Raw genomic sequence first — 17,998 nt, 5'->3', positions numbered from 1 at the left:
ACGCTGCCCTGCAGCTAGAAATGAATCCCCCGCATCATCTGCTGCATGGCAACGGCTTCGGGAGACAACTGAGACTTGGCTCCTTTATCGCCCTTGGCTGCCGATGAGTCGGGGAACATGCGAAAACTGGTATTCATGGCGATCTGTGCAATACGCGGCACCAGCGCGTGCATGACCTGACCGGTAATACCCAGACGGGTGGCAATACGCACCGGTTTAAAAATACAGGCCTGCGCAATCAAATCTGCGGCCTCTTCTGGCGAAAGTGTTGGCACGTTGTTATACAGATTGGTGGGCGCAATCATGGGCGTACGCACCAGTGGCATATTGATGGTGGTGAAACCAATGCCGACATCGGCAAATTCGCTGGAGGCGCAACGCGTCCAGGCATCAAGCGCCGCCTTGCTGGCCACATAAGCCGAGAAACGCGGCGCATTGGTTAGAACGCCAATCGAGCTGATATTGACCACATGGCCTTTACGCTTGACCGCCATGCCTGGCAGCAAGCCCATGGTCACGCGCAGGCAGCCAAAATAATTGAGCTGCATGGTGCGCTCATAGTCGTGAAAGCGATCGTAGCTGGCCTCGATGGCGCGGCGAATCGAACGCCCGGCGTTATTGATCAGAAAATCGACACCGCCATGACTGGCCCTTAATTCCTTCAGGAAACGGTCGCAATCGGCCATATCGGCAATATCGACGGAATAAGCGACGAAGGAATACCCCTTTGCCCTGGCCTCCTTGCAAGCTTCGTCAAGCTTGTCCTGGTCGCGGCCACAGATGAGGGTGATAGCGCCGGCCTCGGCAAACTTGTGCGCCGCCGCCAGACCTATGCCCGAGGAACCGCCGGTAATCAGCACCACCTTGCCGGCCACCGTGCCGCGCAAGGAGCGGTCTATGTGCAAGTCGGGATCAAGGTGACGCTCCCAGTAATCCCACAAGCGCCAGGCGTAGTCTTTCAAGTTAGGACAAGCTATACCACTGCCCTTGAGTGCGGCCAGCGTGTCGCGGCAGTCGAAGCGGGTGGGATAGTTCACGAAGGTAAGCATGTCCTCGGGCAGGCCCAGGTCTTGCATGACGGCATTGCGCACGCGTCGCACGGGACTCAGCGCCATCAGACCTTTTTTGACGGCCTTGGGGATAAAGCCGAGCAGGGCCGCATTGACAAATAAATTCATGCGAGGGGCGTGGGCCGCCCTGCTGAGGATGTCCAGCACATCGCCGACACGGTAGCCCATAGGGTCGACCAGGTGGTAGCACTTGCCGCTGGCGCTCTGGCGGTGACTGATGTGGTCGAGCGCGTCGACCACGAAATCGACCGGCACGATGTTGATCCGTCCGCCTTCTAGTCCGACCATCGGCATCCAGGGCGGCAGCAGCTGCCGCATACGCTGGATCAGCTTGAAGAAATAGTAGGGCCCATCGATCTTGTCCATCTCGCCGGTTTCGCTGTGGCCCACCACCATGGCGGGCCTGAACACGGTCCAGGGCACTTTGCATTCCTTGCGCACGATTTTTTCGCTCTCGTGCTTGGTCATGAAATACGGGTGTTCGTAGTTTTCCGCCTCGTCAAACATGTCTTCGCGAAACACGCCTTCGTAAAGGCCGGCCGCAGCAATCGAGCTGACATGATGAAAGTGCCCGGCCTCAATCGCCTTGGCAAACTCCACCGTATTGCGGGTCCCGTCAACATTGACGGCGATCTGGCTTGCCTCGTCGGCGTCCAGGTCATAGACCGCCGCCAGATGATAAAAGTGGGTGATCGCACCCTTGAGTTTTTTGACGTCTTCCGCGCTGACTCCGAGCTTTTTGCGCGTCAGATCGCCATGCACCGGCTGGGCTCTGGCTGCGCTGACGCCCCAGTACGCCCGCAGCGCGGCCACCTTGCCGGCGCTTTCCTCGCGGATCAGAAAATGAACTGTCGTACCCTTTCGTTCCAGCAGCTTTTTTACCAGGCGTTTACCGATGAAGCCCGTGGCTCCGGTGACGAAATAGTGCATTGGGCATCTCCGCTTGACTGACAGTCAAAGAAGGCATTCTTGCTCAAAGCAGCGTTCACACCCTTTAGCGAAAACCCGCGCTCAGGCGCGCCGCAGCGGTCTCTCCCTAGAGCGCCGTGCCTAACGCACTAGGAGCCGACATCTAAACGCTGGCAGGCCCAGCGCATATATTTTTCGCTACGTGCGGCATACTGCTGGCGCAACCTTCCACAACCCTAGCCTGTCTGGAGTCCCCCATGGTCAAGAAACTGCAAAAAATGAGTGCCGACAAAAAATCCGGCCCGCAACTGTCAAGCGCGGTCAAGGAATCAGCCCAGCAAATCTGGCTGGCAGGCCTGGGCGCCTTCTCCAAGGCGCAGGAAGAAGGCAGCAAGGTGTTTGAAACCCTGGTCAAGGAAGGCCTGTCGATCCAGCGCAAAACCCAGGCAGTGGCCGAAGAGAAAATCTCCGAAGCCACCAGCAAGATGAGCACCATGGCCACCGACATCCAGTCCAAGGCGGGTAACCAGTGGGACAAGCTGGAGAACATCTTCGAAGACCGGGTTGCCAAGGCGTTGAACAAGCTGGGTGTGCCGTCGGCCAAAGAGCTGGACGCCCTGATCGCGCGCGTCGATCAACTCGAAAAAAATCTCCATAAGGTGAACGGCAAGAGCGCCCCGGCCAAGCCAGAGACCAAGCCGGCAGCAAAGCCCGTCGCTAGAAAAATCACCAAGCCTGCAGCCAAACGCACGCCCCCAAAAAACACCAGTCCGGTCGCCAATACCAGCGGCAATCCAGTGGCCAGCCCGGCAGAAAAACCCGCGGCGGCCAAGCGCTCCGCCATCCGCAAGGCGGCTTGATACTCGAGTGAGCCGCAGCGGCTCACTGGCTCATAAATGAAAAGGGACGGCCAGTCCCTTTTTTTTACGCCTGCACCCCAGCCTGGCTATGAAAGTCCCTAATGCCGTGCCCACAGGTGCTGGGTTAGAGTAGAGAATACAACGAGGAAGAGCACCCTATGGCGAAAAAAGCGCCACGCCGCACCGCTGAGCGCATTCTGGAAGTCACGCTGGACTTGTTCAACCGCTTTGGCGAGCCCAATGTCTCGACCACGCTGATCTCCGCCGAACTCGGCATCAGTCCGGGCAACCTCTACTACCACTACCCCGCCAAGGACGAGCTGATCAATGCCTTGTTTGATCGTTACGAAAAATCCCTGAGCGAACTGCTCAACGCCAGCGACGGCGTGCGCAATGTCGAAGACGCCTGGTTTTTCATGCATACGCTGTTTGAGCTGATCTGGCAATACCGCTTTTTGTACCGTGATCTGAATGACTTGCTGAGCAAAAACCGCCGGCTAGAAACTCATTTTCAGTGGGTGCTCAAAAACAAGACCCGGGCCGTCAAAGCCCTGCTCGACGGCATGAGCCGCGCCGGTGCCGTGACGGTAGATTCACGTGAAGTCGAGGCCACGGCCACCGGCATGGTGGTGGTGCTCACCTACTGGCTGAGCTTTGAATATGTGCGTGACCCGCGCAACGCGCTGGAGCCGGCCAACGCCCAGTCCGCGCTGCTGCGTGGCGCGCACCACACGCTGAATCTGCTCACGCCCTATCTGGCGCCCGGCCAGCGCACGCACTTGCAAGCCCTGGTAGCCGCCTACAGCAGCCCATCCAACCACCCCTGACCCGCCGCCAATACCTACAATTGCATCAAGGAGACAAACAATGGCCAAATGGACAGCCTTCCCCCATGCCGGCGACTATGAATTTGACGCGGCCAGCCTGAAAAAGAACTGGGCCCGCCTGCATCAGGGCGACTGTGAAGCTCTGCCCAAAAACGCCGCCGTGCTGCAGGCCTGGCTGCTGTTTCATAACGGCGAGTTCCAGCAGGCCACGGAGGCCGGCCTGAAGGCCGGTGGCGACGGCATCACGGTGGCCAACAAGGCCACCTGCATTTACGCCAGCTATCTGGAGACCAAGGAAAAGACCCGGCTGGAGTTGTTCCTGGAAGTCGCCGCGCGCGCCGAGGCGCAGCAAGCTGCCGATCCCGCCAACGCCAACGCCTGGTACTGGCAGGCTTATGCCCTGGGCCGCTATGGCCAGGGTATCAGCGTGGCCAAGGCGCTGGCGCAGGGCCTGGGCAGCAAGGTCAAAAATGCACTGGAGCAAGCCATCAAGCTGTCGCCCAAGCATGCCGATGCCCACATCGCGCTGGCCTCCTTTCATGCCGAGGTGATTGACAAGGTCGGCTCACTGATTGGCGGCATGACTTACGGTGCCAAGAAAGATCTGGGCCTGGCGCTCTACAAGGAAGGGCTGAAACTCAACCCCGGCTCCGCCATTGCCATGACCGAGTACGCCAATGGCATGGTCATGCTGGAGGGCGACAAACGGATGAAAGAAGCCACCCAGCTTTACGAACGGGCGGCCGCCTGCAAGGCGCTGGACGCCATGGAGCGGCTGGACGTAGAAATGGCCCTGGCCGAGCTGCAAGACTGATTTTTGCGTCATTGGACTTGAAAATCCTCAGGCCCGCCTGCTGCAAAGTGTGCGGGCCGTTTTGCGCAAAACTCTCTTTTTTATAGCTGCTTACGCCCGTCCCATCTGCCCTGGTTGCACAAATAGTGCCTAAACTCCGGCAAAAAATCCGCCTAGCCCACTGCCTGCGCTGGTGCGGTTTCCCGCCACGGCTGGCCCCGGTACCAGGCATGCTGAGCCAGACGCAGCATGGGCTTGTCGCCCGAAGTGTCGCCATAGGCGTAAAACGTCGTGCCGGCAAAAGAAGCCAGGCCGAAACGCTCAGACAGCCAGGCCTGCAGCCGAATCACTTTTTGCTCGCCATAACAATTGGGTGTGCGCATGCGGCCGGTCAAATGCTCACCCTCCACTTCCATCTCGGTGCAGATCAGCGCATCAAAGCCCAGCTGTTTGGCCAGGCGCGCCAGGTAGATGTCGGGTGAGGCGCTGACCAGCACGCAGCAATGGCCGGCCTGCTGATGCTCCCTGAGCCTGGCCAGGGTCCAGTCCTGCAACTGGCCGGGCAGGTCCTGGGCCAGCCAGCGCGTGGTCCAGTCGTCCATTTCCGCCAGAGAGCGCCCACCCAGCGCCAGTTGCAAAAGATGCGCCTTGGCCACGTCATTGCGCACCAGGCGCAGGGCATAGCCCGCCAGCCAGGGCGAACACCGTAGCAGCGTCCACAGATAGCGCGGCCAGCCCAGGCCGCGCGCCAAAAAGGGATTGAGCGTGTCGCGTCGGGTCAGCGTGCCATCAAAGTCGAAGGCCGCGATGACCGTCACCGCGGGCATCGCACCTGGCCGCAATAGCGTTCACAAAAAGGACAGCCGGTCATGGGCAGCCAGCTCGGGATGTTGTAGAACAAGCGGTAGGCCTCGCCCAGCACGCCCTGGCGATAAGCCTGGTAGTTGAAGCCCCTGCCCTCGACCACGTAAAAGGGCACGCCGTCCTGCTCAAAGCTGAACTCGCGCACAGCCTCGAAATACGGCGAGAACTCATTCAGCTTGGGCACATCGGGTGTGAGGATGCGAACCGTCTTGCCCTGGTACACCGAGAAGTCCACCTGCACGTCGTCTTGCCGCGCATGGTATTTGCCCACGCCAAACACCGGCGTGTACTGGCGCCGCTCATAGCCGTAAATCACGGCTGCGGTGTAGGAGTCGGCCATCAGCACCGTATCGGGGCTGCTGGCTTTTTGCAGGATCTCGGCCGTTTTGTAACTACGCACGATTTGCGGATAAATCTTGGTACTGCGCCAGTTCTCCAGCGAGGTCATATAAAGCCCTGCCACCACCAGCACGTGCAGGCCAACAAACCAGGCCATGCCCTTGGCGCAGGTCTTGAGCTTGTCCGCCGGCAAGGCAAAGGCCAGCAGCGCAAAGCCAAAGGGATAAAACGACAGCACCCAGTGCAGGCCTATGACCTTCTTGAAGGACAACAGGGCAAAAAACAGCAGCGGCACCACCACCAGGCAGGCCAGCAAACGCGGCACGGGCGCTTTGGTGCGCGCCGTTTCCAGCAGCGCCTGGCGATGGCGCAGCGCCAGCCACAGCGCGGGCGGGGTGATGAGGTAAATCATCATGCCCAGGTACATGACGGGCTTGCGCCACTCAAAATGCGAGTCTTCATTGCGGTTGAACACATTGAACATGATGTTCGACCAACCGTGCGACATGTTGTAGGCGATGTTGATGGCCGGCGCCGGCAGCGTGCACAGCACCATCAACGCCAGGCCGGCCAAGCGCTCGCGGCGATACAGCGCGAAGTAGACCAGATAGGTAAAACCCAGCACCACCGCAAAATATTTGGACAGGAAGGCACAACCCAGAAACACGCCCGACAGCGCATACAGGCCATAGGCGGCGCGGTCCAACTGCTCGCGGCGCTCGGCCCGCATCAGGGCGGCCACCGACAGCATGGACCAAAAAATCAGCGGCGTGTCGGTGGTGACCAGTACATTGAGCCAGTTCAGCGGCGTCAGCCAGAAGAACAGCACGGCCCAGGCCGCACGCACGCGGTTGAGCGGCTTGAGCGCCCACCACAGCGCGGCGCCCAGCGCCAGCGGCAGCACGACCACCGGCAGGCGTATCGACAGCAGGCTGTCGCCCACGGTCGCCCGCATCAGGGCGATCAGCCAGCCCACCATGGGCGGGTGATCGGAGTAGCCCCAGGCGGGGAACACGCCCCACCAGTAGAACAGGGCCTCGTCGCCGGTGACCGGGAAAGTCACAGCAATCCACAGGCGCAGCAGCAGCGAGGCCAGGCCCACGCCCAGCAGCCAGCGGCTCAGCGTGGTGGGGAAATCGGCAGGGGCGGGATTCTGGTGCATGAGGTTCAACTAGGCGGTGGGGAAGCGAAAGACGGGGCTGCGCTAGATACCCTCAGAGCCGGGCAGCGCCGGCAAGTTCTAGCGAAAGCTGATTTCTTTGCGAATGGCCGCACTATAAAGCAAGGCCAGCGCCCCCACGGCCACCGCCAGCCACAAGGTCAGCAGCCGCACCAGCACGGTGATGCTCAAGGCCATCCCGGTCGCAGCGCCCTGCGCCACCAGCAAGCCGGTCAGCACCGCCTCCATGCCGCCCAGGCCGGCCGGCAAGGCCGACAGCGCTCCGGCCACCATGGCCACGGCGTAAAAACCGGTGGCCGTCAGCAGGCTCAGTTGCAGCCCCATGTGCTGACAAATCAGCCAGACCGCCAGGCCCTGCGCGGCCCAGGCGGCCAGGCTCAAGGCCACCCAGCGCAGCGGCCGCAGGGCCAGGCAATGCCAGGCCTCTTGCAGCCAGGCAAAGCGCCGCAGCAAGCGCTGCCGGTAGATGAAGAAAGCGCCCAGCGCCAGCGCCGCCAGCAGCAAGCCGGCCAGCGCCATCCCCGTCAGCCAGGTGGGCGCGGCCTGCAGCCAGCCCTGCCCCAGCGCCCAGGCGACGGCGGGCAGGCACAGCAGCAGCAGGCACAGCAGATCAGCCAGGCGCTCGGCGCCAAAGATGGCCAGGCTTTGCCCGGCGCCCAGGGGATTACGCGCCAGCATCAGGCCGCGCACCGCCTCGCCAACATTGCCGGGCGTGGGCGTGAAGGCATAACCCGCCAGATACAGGCGCAGGCCTTGTAACAGACCGAAGTGACGGCCGTAGTGCGCCATCCAGAGCCGCCAGCGCAGCCCGCGCAGCAGGTAGTTGAGGCCGCACAGGGCAGCGGCCTGCAGGCCGGTCCAGGACCACAAGAGCGAAAGGGACTGGCGCAGCGAGGCCTGCGGGTTGTCACCCCAGATCAGCAGCGCCGCCGCATAGGCCGTGGCCACTAGGCCCAGCATCAGCAGCAACTGCTTGATCGGCAGCCGGCTGCGCGCAAGGCCGGCGCGCGCCGGCTCGGCCTCGGGCCTCACAGGCGGCGACTTAAAAAGATGGCCAGCCAGGTCAGGCCGGCAGCCAGAATCCACGGGTCGCGCAGCAGGTCGCGCGCCACGTCTTCACCGCGGCCGCGGTGCACCTGGTAGGTGTAGCGCAGCATGCAGAAAATCACCACCGGCACGGTGTAGAGCAGACGCTCGCCGTGCTGCAACTGGGCCTCGGGGCTGGTGGCAAACAGGCTGTAGGTGGTCAGCGTGGCCGTCATGGTGGCGGCGATGAAAGTGTCCAGCAGCGCTGCCGGATAGTGCGCCAGCACGGCGCGCTGGCTGGCCTCTTCCTGAAAACTCTCGGCCTTGCGCTTGCAAAAACCCAGGAACAGAGTCAGAAAAATACCGGTCAGCAGCAACCAGCGCGAAGGCGGAATACCGACGGCCAGCGTGCCCGCCAGCAGCCTGAACATAAAGCCCGAGGCGATGATGGACACATCCACCACCGGCACCTGCTTGAGGCGCCAGGAATAGGCCAGGTTGAGCGCGACATAAGCGCCCAGCAACAGCAGCAACACGCGATTGCCATCGGCCAGCAGCACGCCAGCGGCCAGCAGCGCGGCCGCCAGCAGCAGCGCCAGAGGGGCGGCAATCGCGCCCGAGGCCAGCGGCCGTTTACGTTTGGTGGGATGCAGGGCATCGCTGGCGCGGTCATGCCAGTCATTGATGATGTAAACCATGCTGGAGAAGCAGCAAAAAGCGGCAAAAGCATGAACCACCCGCAGATCCAGCGCGCCATCCTGCCAATTCTGGCTGAACACTAGACCGGCAAACACAAAGGCGTTTTTAAGCCACTGATGCGGCCGCATGAGGCGCAGCAGGGCCAGCAGGGAGGAGGACAAAGAGGACATCGGGATAGGAAAGGGCTTGAAGTCTAGCGGCAGGCTTCGAGCATAACTGAGCCCGCTGCGCTCAGGGCCGCGGCCGCCCCGACACTCCAAGCCGCTCAATTACAAGCAATAAATGCCGATTCCCCATAAGGGTCGGGCGCAAATGGCTATTAAAACAATAGCATTCACCCCCTATTCAGGTGGCACCGCTCAGGTGCGCACGCGGCCGTCGCCGGTCAGCATGGACAGCTCGACAAAACTCGAGGCGACATGGTCGGCGGCCGAATAGGCCACGGCAAAGCCGCCCAGCGACTGGCTGCCCAGGCTTTCCAGGCCGGCGATCAGAGCCTCGCGGCTGAGCTTGCCGCTCACCCGCTTGAGCCCTTCGACGAAGACCTTGGCCGCCACATAGCCCTCCATGCTGGAGAAATTGAGTTGCGCATCCTTGCCGGCGGCCTTCACGGCGTCGGCAAACTCACGCGCAATCGGTCGCGCGGCGTTGTAGGGCGAGGGCATGACCTGGGACACCACCACGCCCGCGCCAGTCCTGCCCAACTCGTCGGCCAGCGCCTGCGTGCCGACAAAGGACACGTTGTAAAAAGTGCCGCCATAGCCGGCCTTGCGGGCCTCGCGAATGAAGGCGGCGCAAGCCTTGTAAGCGCCAATCTGCACCACCGCATCAGGGCTTGTGGCCAGCAGCGTCTTGATGGCTGGCGCCACATCGACGGAATTGCGCTCCACCGTGGCCTGAGCGACCGGCTTGAGCTTGTGTTTTTCCAGCGCCAGATTGACGCCATCCAGTCCGGCCTTGCCATAAGCATCTTTCTGGTAGAAAACGGCTATTTTTTTCAGGCCCAGATTGATCAACTGCTTCACGATCAGCGCGGTTTCGTCGTTGTACGAGGCCCGAACATGAAAGGCATAGCGATTGAAAGGGTCACGCAGCGCCATGGCGCCGGTAAACGGCGCAATGAAGGGGATTTTTGCCTTGGTCGCCAGTGGCAGCGCCGCAATGCTGGTCGGCGTGCCTATGTAACCAAAGAGCGCAAACACATCGTCGGCAATCAGCTTTTTGGTGTTCTCGACGCAGCGTTCCGGCTCATAACCATCATCGAGATTGCGGATTTCAATTTGTTGCCGACCGACGCCGCCCAGCGCATTGACGCGGTCAAAATAAACCTTGGCCCCTTGGTAAAACTGGATGCCCAGTTGCGCGGCCGGTCCGGTAAAAGCCGCCGACTGACCCAGGATGATTTTGCCCTCGGACTGGGCGCGAGCGGTCGAGAAGCCAGCCAGCAAGGCAGCGTCCGAGCCGATGGAAAAATGTCTGCGGGTGAGCTTCATAAGTTCATTTCAAGGTTTGTATTTAATTGCCATCAAATGCAACAAAATGCTTGATTCCATTTTTTGCATCATGCAGAAAAACGGATTCAAAACAGGCCACTCCCTGCCCCTACCATTCACTATAAAGTTGAGGCATGCACATCACCCTGACCAACCTGACCGAAGCCGCCGCCGGTCAGCCAGACCTCACGACCCGGCAGGTGCGCGGCGCCTGCCCGCATGACTGCCCCGACACCTGCTCGCTGCTGACAACGGTGGAAAACGGCATTGCCACACGGGTGCAGGGTAACCCCGATCATCCTCAGACCGGCGGCGTGCTGTGCAACAAGGTTTCGCGCTACACCGAGCGCACCTATCACCCGGAACGCCTGCTGACGCCGATGAAACGCACAGGCCCCAAGGGCAGCGGCCAGTTCGAGTCCGTCAGCTGGGACGCGGCGCTCAGCGATATTGCGACCCGCCTGCAGGCCATCGCGGCGCGCAACCCCGAGGCCATACTGCCCTATAGCTACGCCGGCACCATGGGTCAGGTGCAGGGTGAAAGCATGGCCGGGCGTTTTTTCAACCGCCTGGGCGCTTCGTTTCTAGACCGCACCATTTGCGCCACCGCCGGCAGCGAAGGCCTGACGCAAACCCTGGGCGGCAAGGTCGGCATGCGGGTGGAATTTTTTGCGCAAGCCAAGCTCATCATCATCTGGGGCAGCAACGCCATAGGCAGCAATCTGCACTTCTGGCGCTATGCGCAGCAGGCCAAAAGAGACGGCGCCAAGCTGATCTGCATAGACCCGCGCAAGAGCGAAACCGCTGAGAAATGCCAGGAGCACATCGCGCTGCTGCCGGGCACCGATGCCGCGCTGGCGCTGGCGCTGATGCACGAGCTGATCAAGCACGACTGGCTGGACCATGACTACATCGCCCAACACACCCTGGGCTGGGACGCCCTGCGCGAACGCGCGCTGCAATGGAGCCCGGAACGCGCCGCTCAAGTCTGCGGCGTACCGGTGGAGCAGATCAGGTCGCTGGCCTACGACTACGGCCAGTGCTTCGTGAATCAACAGCCCGCCGCCATCCGCCTCAACTACGGCATGCAGCGGGTACGCGGCGGCGGCAATGCCGCGCGCGCCGTGGCCTGCTTGCCGGCCTTGATTGGCGCCTGGCGCCAGCGCGCCGGCGGCATGCTGCTCAGCAGCTCTGGCCTGTTTCCGGTCGACAAGGCGGCGCTGCAGCGGCCCGAGCTGCTGGCCGGGCGCAGCCCCCGCACCATCAACATGAGCACCCTAGGCGACGACCTGCTGCGCCCAAGCTCGCCCGACTTCGGCCCCCAGGTCGAGGCGCTGATCGTCTACAACAGTAACCCGGTGGCGGTGGCGCCCGAATCCGGCAAGGTGGTGCAGGGCTTTGCGCGTGAAGACCTGTTCACCGTGGTGCTGGAGCATTTCCAGACCGACACCGCCGACTACGCCGACTACCTCTTGCCCGCCACCACGCAGCTGGAGCACTGGGACGTGCACAGCGCCTACGGCCACACCGACGCCCTGCTGAACCGCCCGGCGATTGCGCCGCTGGGTCAGGCCAAGCCCAACACGCAGATTTTTCGCGAGCTGGCGGCGCGCATGGGTTTTAACGAGCCCTGCTTTGCCGATGATGACGAAACCCTGTGCCGTGCTGCTTACGGCGACAAGATAGATTTCCAGCAGTTGCTGGACCAGGGCTTTGCCACGCTGAAGCTGCCGGATGCGCCGTTTGCCAATGGCGGCTTTCCCACCCCCTCGGGGAAATGCGAGTTTTTCAGCGCACGCGTGGCGGCCATGGGCCTGGACGGCCTGCCCGACCATGTGGCCAATTACGAGGTGCCGGGGTCTTCCAAAGAGTTTCCGCTGGCCATGATTTCGCCGCCGGCGCGCAACTTTTTGAACTCCAGCTTTGTCAACGTGAAAAGCCTGCGCGACATCGAGGGCGAACCGGTGCTGGAGATCCACGAACAAGACGCCGCCGCGCGCGGCATCGTCAGCGGCAGCATCGTCAAGGTCTTCAACCAGCGCGGCGAGTACCGCGTCAAGGCCCAAGTCTCCAAGCGCGCCCGCCCCGGCGTGGTCAACAGCCTGGGCATCTGGTGGCGCAAGCTGGGCCTGGACGGCACCAATGTGAATCAGCTCACCAGCCAGCAGCTGACCGATCTAGGCCGCGGCCCGGTGTTTTACGACTGTTTGGTCGAGGTGCAGGCCGAAACGCCAAGCAATATGTGAACAAGATTCTGGCCACCCCATGCAGCCGGCTGAAGACCGCGCTGGCCGCCTGCGCGGCCGTAGCAGGCCTGAGCGGCTGCGCCGACCTGGGCTATTACTGGCAATCGCTCAGCGGCCACCTGCACATGCTCAATGCCACCCGACCCGTGGCGGACTGGCTGGGCGACGCCCAGACCCCGGCCAGCCTCAAAACCCGGCTGGAACTGGCTCAGAACATTCGCCGCTTTGCCGTCACCGAGCTCAAGCTGCCCGACAACGCCAGCTACCACCGCTACGCCGACCTGCAGCGCCGCGCCGTGGTCTGGAATGTGGTGGCTGCGCCGGCGTTTTCGCTCAAGCTCAAGAGCTGGTGCTTTCCGGTCGCCGGCTGCGTCGACTACCACGGCTACTTCAACGAATCCGAAGCCCGCGCCGAGGCCTCTCAGCTCCAGGCCCAGGGCTGGGAAACCAGCGTCTACGGCGTGCCGGCCTACTCCACCCTGGGCTGGATGAACTGGGCCGGCGGCGACCCGCTGCTCAACACCTTCATCGCCTATCCGGAAGGCGAGCTGGCTAGGCTGATCTTTCACGAGCTGGCCCACCAGGTGGTCTACGCCAAGGACGACACCATGTTCAACGAGTCCTTCGCCACCGCCGTCGAGCGCCTGGGCGGCCAACGCTGGCTGAACAGCCACGGCCATGAGGAAGCCCGCCAGGCCTATGCCGTGTTTGACGGGCGACGCCAGCAGTTCCGCGCCCTGGCGCTGAGCACACGCCGCGAACTGGCCGCCATTTACAAGGAAAAAATAGCCACAGCCCAGGATAGACAAGCGCAAGAAGCTCTCAAAACAATAGCAATGCAGCGCTTTCGCGACAACTATGCGCAACTCAAAAGCGGCTGGGGCGGCTTTGCCGGCTACGACCCCTGGGTGGCGGCGGCCAACAACGCCGCCTTTGGCGCACAGGCCGCCTATGATGAATTGGTGCCCGGCTTTGAGGCGCTGTTCGAGCGTGAGGGTCGGGACTGGCAGCGCTTTTATGAGGCCGTGAAACAATTGGCCAATTTGTCCAAAGAGCAGCGCCACCAGGCCCTGAAAACCCAAACCACGGAGATTCCCCATGGCTGACATCCACATAGCCCGGCCGCACGCCCTTGGCCTGACGCAGGCGCGCAAGATCGCTTTCCAATGGGCCGAAAAGGTCGAAGAAAAATTCGATCTGGAATGCACTTACGAAGAAGGCAGCAGCCAGGATCAGCTCTGTTTCAAGCGCTCGGGCGTGAGCGGCACGCTGACGGTGACCCAGGATCGCTTTGAGCTGACGGCCAAGCTCGGCTTTCTGCTGGGCGCGTTCAAGGAGACGATAGAGGGCGAGATCGTGAAGAACCTCGACACGCTGCTGGCCACGAAAGCGCCCGCCGCGAAAAAGAAAGCCTGAGCCGGCGTGGCCAGTGCCTCCTACAACCTGGCGCGCTTCGACCTGGTGTCGATACGCCTGGCCGTGGCCTGCGCCCAGACCGGCAGCCTGACGGCGGCGGCGCGCGACTCGCACCTGGCGCTGGCCGCCGCCAGCCGGCGCCTGCGCGAACTGGAGCTGGCGCTGGGCGACCCCTTGTTCGAGCGCCATGCGCGCGGCCTGCTGCCCACGGCGGCCGGCCGCGTCTTCGTCAAGCACGGGCTTACCCTGCTGCAAACCATGGAGCAGCTGGGCAGCGAACTGAGCGACCTGCGGCGCGGCATTGCGCGCCATATCCGCCTGTGCGCCAGTAGCGCCGCCATCAGCCAGTTCCTGCCGCCGCTGCTGGCCCGCTACGGCGCGCTACACCCCCAGGTCCATGTCGACCTGGAAGAGCAGGTGTCAGAGGCCGTGGCCGCCACCTTGCGCGAAGGCCGGGCCGACGTGGCGGTGTTTGTCGAGGGGCCGGACACGGCTGGCCTGGAGACCCGTCTGTTTCGCCATGACGAGCTGGTGCTGGTGCTGCCCGCCAAACACCGGCTGGCGGGCAAGACGCCGCTGGCCTTTACCGATGCGCTGGACGAAGAGTGGATCAGCCTGACTGCCGGCGCCGCCATGCTGCAAAAGCAGCAGCAGGCCGCGCTGGCCGCGAACCGCCCGCTCAAGCTGCGCATGCAGGTGCGCAGCTTTGACGCGGTCTGCCACATGGTGGCCTCGGGCCTGGGGCTGGCGATACTGCCCAAGGGGGCCAGCTTGCCCATACTCAAGTCCATGAAGCTAGGCTGGCGCCCGCTGGCCGATGCCTGGGCGCAGCGCCGCCTGCTGGTGGCCACGGTCACGGGGCAAGGCGGGGGCGATGCGGGCATCGCCTCGCTGGTGGACTTTCTGACCGAGCCTTCGCAAAACGCGAAGCCCAAGCGCCGCAAGCAGTAATGGACGCAGGAGGGCCGCGGCCGCACACTGCGCAGCCATGGACATCCCTTCTTCCTTCACCGGCCCCTCCACTGGCCCTTTAGCGGGCCTCAAGGTTCTCGAACTCGGACAACTGATCGCCGGGCCGTTTGCCGCCAAGACGCTGGCCGACTTCGGCGCCGACGTGGTCAAGATCGAACCGCCGGGCGCTGGCGACCCGCTGCGCAAATGGCGGCTGCTGAAAGACGGCACCTCGGTCTGGTGGCAGGTGCAGTCGCGCAACAAACGTTCATTGGCGCTGGATCTCAAGATGCCGCAAGCGCAGGACATCGTGCGCAAGCTGGCAACGGAATCCGACGTGTTGATAGAGAACTTCCGCCCCGGCGCCATGGAAGGCTGGGGCCTGGGCCCGGACGAGTTGCTCAAGCTCAACCCGCGCCTGATCATGCTGCGCATCAGCGGCTACGGCCAGACCGGGCCTTACCGCGACCGGCCCGGTTTCGGCGTGGTGGCCGAGGCCATGAGCGGCCTGCGCCATCTGACCGGCGAGCCCGGACGTGTGCCGGTGCGCGTCGGCGTCAGCATAGGCGACACCCTGGCCGCCTTGCACGGCGTGATCGGCATCCTGCTGGCACTGCAGCACCGCCATGCTTCCGTGAGCAAGGAGGCGCCCCAAGGGCGCGGCCAGGTGATTGATGTGGCGCTGTACGAGGCGGTGTTCAACTGCATGGAAAGCCTGTTGCCCGAGTACAGCGCATTCGGCACGGTGCGCGGCCCGGCCGGCAGCGCCCTGCCCGGCATCGCGCCCAGCAATGCCTACCGCTGCAATGACGATGGCTATGCCTTGATTGCCGGCAACGGCGACAGCATTTTCAAACGCCTGATGGCCGTGATCGGTCGTGATGATTTGGGCGCCGACCCGCAACTGGGCGACAACGCGGGCCGCGTGGCGCGCGTGGCCGAGATCGACGAGGCCATCGGCCAGTGGGCCGCACAGCGCACGGTGGACGAGGTGTTGGCGCAACTGGACAAAGCTTCGGTGCCCGCAGGTCGCATCTACAGCGTGGCCGATATTGCGGCCGATCCGCACTACCAGGCGCGCGGCATGCTGGGCCAGGTGCAGATGGACGACGGCAGCAGCCTGATGGTGCCCGGCATTGTGCCCAAGCTGTCGGCCACGCCGGGCGGCCACAGGCGCAATGCGCCCGCATTAGGCCAGGACAGCGAGGCCGTGCTGCAGGAACTCGGCCTGACCCCCCAACAAATCCAGGGTCTGAAAGACAAAGGCATCGTGTCATGAAACAACGCATTTATTTCAACGAAGTCGCCACGCGCGACGGTTTCCAGATTGAGCCATCGTTCATTGCGACAGACAGCAAGGTGGCGCTGGTCGATGCCCTGAGCGAATGCGGCTACGCCAAGATCGAGGTGACCTCCTTCACCTCGCCCAAGGCCATCCCCATGTTGCGCGACGCCGACGAGGTGATGGGCCGAATCCGCCGCGTAGCAGGTGTCGAGTACACGGTACTGGTGCCCAATCTGCGCGGGGCGGAGCGCGCGCTGGAGGCCAAGGCCGACGAACTCAACCTCGTCATGTCCACCTCCGAAACACACAACCTGGCCAACCTGCGCATGCCAATGGCGCGCAGCTTTGCGGCGTTGTCGGAAGTCATCCAGTTGGTGGACGGGCGTACCCCCATCAATGTCTCGCTCTCCTGCTGCTTTGGCTGCCCCATGGAAGGCGATGTGCCACTGGAAAGCGTGTTGGGCTGGGTTGAACGTTTTGCCGATCAGGGCGTGCGCGGCGTGACAATTTGCGACACCACCGGCATGGCCCATCCGGCCCAGGTCGGCCGCATGGTGGAGGCCTTGCAAGCGCGTTTTTCCGAACTACAACTGACCCTGCATTTTCACAACACGCGCGGCATGGGTCTGGCCAATCTGCTGGCTGCGGTGCAGGGCGGCATCACGCGCTTCGACGGCTCGCTCGGCGGCCTGGGCGGCTGTCCCTACGCGCCCGGTGCCAGCGGCAACATCAGCAGCGAAGACGCCATCCACATGCTGGACGCCATGGGGTATGACACGGGCATGGATTTGCCCAGGCTGCTGGCGATTGCCCGCCAGATGCCGGACATCGTCGGCCATGAGGTGCCAGGCCAGGTCGCCAAGGCGGGGCGGATTGAAGATCTGCACCCGGCGCCGGAATTTGTCACGCCCCTGCGCGAGCAATTCGCGTGACTAAGCATCTTCCCCTATTCGCAACAAGCAGGAGACAAGCATGACCTCTATTTCCAGAAGAACCCTGATCAGCGGCGGAGCGGCTGCCGCTGCCGCCTCCTTCATGGGCCAGACAGCGGCGCAACCGGCAGGCCGGCCCATCACGCTGGTGGTGCCGACTCCCGCAGGCGGCACCACCGACATTGCGGCACGCCTGCTGGCCGAGCCGCTGGGCAAGATTCTGGGCACCTCGGTGGTGGTGGACAACCGCGGCGGCGCCAATGGCAACATTGCCGGGCAACTGGTCGCCCGCGCGCCCGCCGATGGCACGACCCTGCTGGTGCAGTACTCGGGCTACCAGTGCATCACGCCGCTGCTACAGCCGGTGGCGGGCTTTGACCCCGGCAAAGACCTCAAACCCTTGGGTCATTTGATCGATGCGCCGCAACTGATGGTGGTGCGCAGCAACTTCCCGGCCAACACCTTTGCAGAATTCCTTGCCTACGCCAAGGCCAATCCCGGCAAGGTCAACTACGCGTCCAGCGGCAACGGCTCGCTGCAGCATGTGACCACGGAGTTGCTGAAAGACCTGACCAAGACCTTCATGGTCCACATTCCCTACCGCGGCACCGGCCAGGCACTGACCGACCTGCTGGGCGGCTCGGTGGACTTCACCATCACCACGCCGCCGCCGCTGCTGCCGCATATCCGCTCGGGCAAGCTCAAGGCCTTGATGGTGACGGGCCGCACGCGGCTGGCGGCCCAGCCCGACGTCCCGACGGCCACGGAACGCGGTGTGCCGCTGGTGGCCTCGTCCTGGTTTGCGGTGTATGGCCCCAACGGCATGCCCAACGACACCCAGAGCCGGATTTCGGCCGCCATCAAGCAGGTGGTGGAGTCCGACAACTTCAGGAAGCGGGCCGAAGAACAAGGCGCCAAGGCGCTGTTTCTGAGTGGCCCGGAGCTGGCCAAGCTAAGCGCCGACGAACGCGCCATGTGGGGCCGCATCATCAAGCTGTCGGGCATCAAGGCCGACTGAGGGCCCGATTTCGGCAAGCCTTGGCTTGCTACACAATCAATAGCTGCCATCGCCCGTACTACCTGGGCTGGCGGCTATTTTTTCTTAAAA

At 63.0% G+C, this 17,998-nt stretch carries 16 protein-coding genes; 10 read left to right on the top strand and 6 right to left on the bottom strand.

The genetic code is table 11. The features are described 5' to 3' along the window. Window positions 1–14 precede the first annotated feature (14 nt). Complete coding sequence (locus BM160_RS11015) at window positions 15–2,000, bottom strand: SDR family oxidoreductase (protein ID WP_092004892.1); 1,986 nt, start codon at window positions 1,998–2,000, stop codon at window positions 15–17. A gap of 236 nt (window positions 2,001–2,236) precedes the next feature. Here BM160_RS11015 and BM160_RS11010 point away from each other — a divergent pair, with 236 nt between their 5' ends. The 3 genes from BM160_RS11010 (at window position 2,237) to BM160_RS11000 (ending at window position 4,480) form a co-directional block, all read left to right on the top strand. Beyond that, window positions 2,237–2,839 (top strand): phasin family protein, encoded by a 603-nt coding sequence (locus BM160_RS11010; RefSeq protein WP_092004889.1) that lies wholly within the window; start codon window positions 2,237–2,239, stop codon window positions 2,837–2,839. 158 nt (window positions 2,840–2,997) lie between these two features. Continuing rightward, window positions 2,998–3,666 carry a TetR/AcrR family transcriptional regulator gene (locus BM160_RS11005; RefSeq protein WP_092004886.1) on the top strand — a complete coding sequence of 223 codons (669 nt, stop codon included), beginning with the start codon at window positions 2,998–3,000 and terminating at the stop codon, window positions 3,664–3,666. A gap of 40 nt (window positions 3,667–3,706) precedes the next feature. Continuing rightward, window positions 3,707–4,480, top strand: a complete 774-nt coding sequence (locus BM160_RS11000) for a tetratricopeptide repeat protein (RefSeq protein WP_092004883.1) — start codon at window positions 3,707–3,709, stop codon at window positions 4,478–4,480. Window positions 4,481–4,632: 152 nt separating this feature from the next. Here the strand turns inward: BM160_RS11000 and BM160_RS10995 are convergent, their stop codons facing one another. From BM160_RS10995 to BM160_RS10975, 5 genes are all read right to left on the bottom strand, one after another. Next, entirely contained in the window at window positions 4,633–5,286 is a 654-nt protein-coding gene (locus BM160_RS10995; RefSeq protein ID WP_092004880.1) for an HAD-IB family hydrolase, read from the bottom strand. Next, window positions 5,274–6,824 carry an ArnT family glycosyltransferase gene (locus BM160_RS10990; RefSeq protein ID WP_092004877.1) on the bottom strand — a complete coding sequence of 517 codons (1,551 nt, stop codon included), beginning with the start codon at window positions 6,822–6,824 and terminating at the stop codon, window positions 5,274–5,276. Before BM160_RS10990 ends, BM160_RS10995 begins: the two co-directional genes overlap by 13 nt. 78 nt (window positions 6,825–6,902) lie before the next feature. After that, the gene (locus BM160_RS10985) at window positions 6,903–7,874 is read right to left on the bottom strand and encodes a lysylphosphatidylglycerol synthase transmembrane domain-containing protein (protein WP_255368823.1); all 972 of its coding nucleotides are present in this window, start codon (window positions 7,872–7,874) and stop codon (window positions 6,903–6,905) included. Next, window positions 7,871–8,737: a decaprenyl-phosphate phosphoribosyltransferase gene (locus BM160_RS10980; protein ID WP_092004873.1), complete on the bottom strand. Its 867-nt coding sequence runs from the start codon at window positions 8,735–8,737 to the stop codon at window positions 7,871–7,873. Before BM160_RS10980 ends, BM160_RS10985 begins: the two co-directional genes overlap by 4 nt. A 189-nt stretch (window positions 8,738–8,926) precedes the next feature. After that, on the bottom strand, window positions 8,927–10,060 hold the full coding sequence (locus tag BM160_RS10975) for an ABC transporter substrate-binding protein (protein WP_092004870.1): 1,134 nt from the start codon (window positions 10,058–10,060) through the stop codon (window positions 8,927–8,929). Window positions 10,061–10,194: 134 nt separating this feature from the next. Between BM160_RS10975 and BM160_RS10970 the strand changes: the two genes are divergently transcribed. From BM160_RS10970 to BM160_RS10940, 7 genes are read left to right on the top strand one after another with little or no spacing between them, the layout of a single operon-like run. Next, window positions 10,195–12,306: a molybdopterin-containing oxidoreductase family protein gene (locus BM160_RS10970; protein WP_092004867.1), complete on the top strand. Its 2,112-nt coding sequence runs from the start codon at window positions 10,195–10,197 to the stop codon at window positions 12,304–12,306. After that, window positions 12,303–13,412 carry an aminopeptidase gene (locus tag BM160_RS10965; protein ID WP_255368822.1) on the top strand — a complete coding sequence of 370 codons (1,110 nt, stop codon included), beginning with the start codon at window positions 12,303–12,305 and terminating at the stop codon, window positions 13,410–13,412. The genes BM160_RS10970 and BM160_RS10965 overlap by 4 nt, the downstream gene beginning before the upstream one ends. Then, window positions 13,405–13,722: a polyhydroxyalkanoic acid system family protein gene (locus tag BM160_RS10960; protein ID WP_092004860.1), complete on the top strand. Its 318-nt coding sequence runs from the start codon at window positions 13,405–13,407 to the stop codon at window positions 13,720–13,722. The genes BM160_RS10965 and BM160_RS10960 overlap by 8 nt, the downstream gene beginning before the upstream one ends. Before the next feature lie 6 nt (window positions 13,723–13,728). Beyond that, entirely contained in the window at window positions 13,729–14,673 is a 945-nt protein-coding gene (locus BM160_RS10955) for a LysR family transcriptional regulator (protein ID WP_092004857.1), read from the top strand. 37 nt (window positions 14,674–14,710) lie between these two features. Beyond that, window positions 14,711–15,952 (top strand): CaiB/BaiF CoA transferase family protein, encoded by a 1,242-nt coding sequence (locus BM160_RS10950; protein WP_092004854.1) that lies wholly within the window; start codon window positions 14,711–14,713, stop codon window positions 15,950–15,952. Then, on the top strand, window positions 15,949–16,890 hold the full coding sequence (locus BM160_RS10945; RefSeq protein ID WP_092004851.1) for a hydroxymethylglutaryl-CoA lyase: 942 nt from the start codon (window positions 15,949–15,951) through the stop codon (window positions 16,888–16,890). Before BM160_RS10950 ends, BM160_RS10945 begins: the two co-directional genes overlap by 4 nt. Before the next feature lie 40 nt (window positions 16,891–16,930). Further along, a complete protein-coding gene (locus BM160_RS10940) occupies window positions 16,931–17,908 on the top strand; it encodes a Bug family tripartite tricarboxylate transporter substrate binding protein (protein ID WP_092004848.1) in 978 nt (325 codons plus the stop codon). The last annotated feature ends 90 nt before the right edge of the window (window positions 17,909–17,998 follow it).

The sequence above is a fragment of the Polaromonas sp. OV174 genome (assembly GCF_900112285.1).
Lineage (GTDB): Bacteria > Pseudomonadota > Gammaproteobacteria > Burkholderiales > Burkholderiaceae_C > Polaromonas.
The sequence above is the reverse complement of the archived record's forward strand: the minus strand, read 5'-3'. Positions and strand labels throughout refer to the sequence as shown.

Coding starts and splice junctions, on each gene's coding strand:
- BM160_RS10990 (WP_092004877.1), bottom strand. CDS start 6,824: ATGCACCAGAATCCCGCCCCTGCCGATTTCCCCACCACGCTGAGCCGC.
- BM160_RS10995 (WP_092004880.1), bottom strand. CDS start 5,286: ATGCCCGCGGTGACGGTCATCGCGGCCTTCGACTTTGATGGCACGCTG.
- BM160_RS10945 (WP_092004851.1), top strand. CDS start 15,949: ATGAAACAACGCATTTATTTCAACGAAGTCGCCACGCGCGACGGTTTC.
- BM160_RS10940 (WP_092004848.1), top strand. CDS start 16,931: ATGACCTCTATTTCCAGAAGAACCCTGATCAGCGGCGGAGCGGCTGCC.
- BM160_RS10970 (WP_092004867.1), top strand. CDS start 10,195: ATGCACATCACCCTGACCAACCTGACCGAAGCCGCCGCCGGTCAGCCA.
- BM160_RS10950 (WP_092004854.1), top strand. CDS start 14,711: ATGGACATCCCTTCTTCCTTCACCGGCCCCTCCACTGGCCCTTTAGCG.
- BM160_RS10975 (WP_092004870.1), bottom strand. CDS start 10,060: ATGAAGCTCACCCGCAGACATTTTTCCATCGGCTCGGACGCTGCCTTG.
- BM160_RS11000 (WP_092004883.1), top strand. CDS start 3,707: ATGGCCAAATGGACAGCCTTCCCCCATGCCGGCGACTATGAATTTGAC.
- BM160_RS11005 (WP_092004886.1), top strand. CDS start 2,998: ATGGCGAAAAAAGCGCCACGCCGCACCGCTGAGCGCATTCTGGAAGTC.
- BM160_RS10960 (WP_092004860.1), top strand. CDS start 13,405: ATGGCTGACATCCACATAGCCCGGCCGCACGCCCTTGGCCTGACGCAG.
- BM160_RS11010 (WP_092004889.1), top strand. CDS start 2,237: ATGGTCAAGAAACTGCAAAAAATGAGTGCCGACAAAAAATCCGGCCCG.
- BM160_RS11015 (WP_092004892.1), bottom strand. CDS start 2,000: ATGCACTATTTCGTCACCGGAGCCACGGGCTTCATCGGTAAACGCCTG.
- BM160_RS10980 (WP_092004873.1), bottom strand. CDS start 8,737: ATGTCCTCTTTGTCCTCCTCCCTGCTGGCCCTGCTGCGCCTCATGCGG.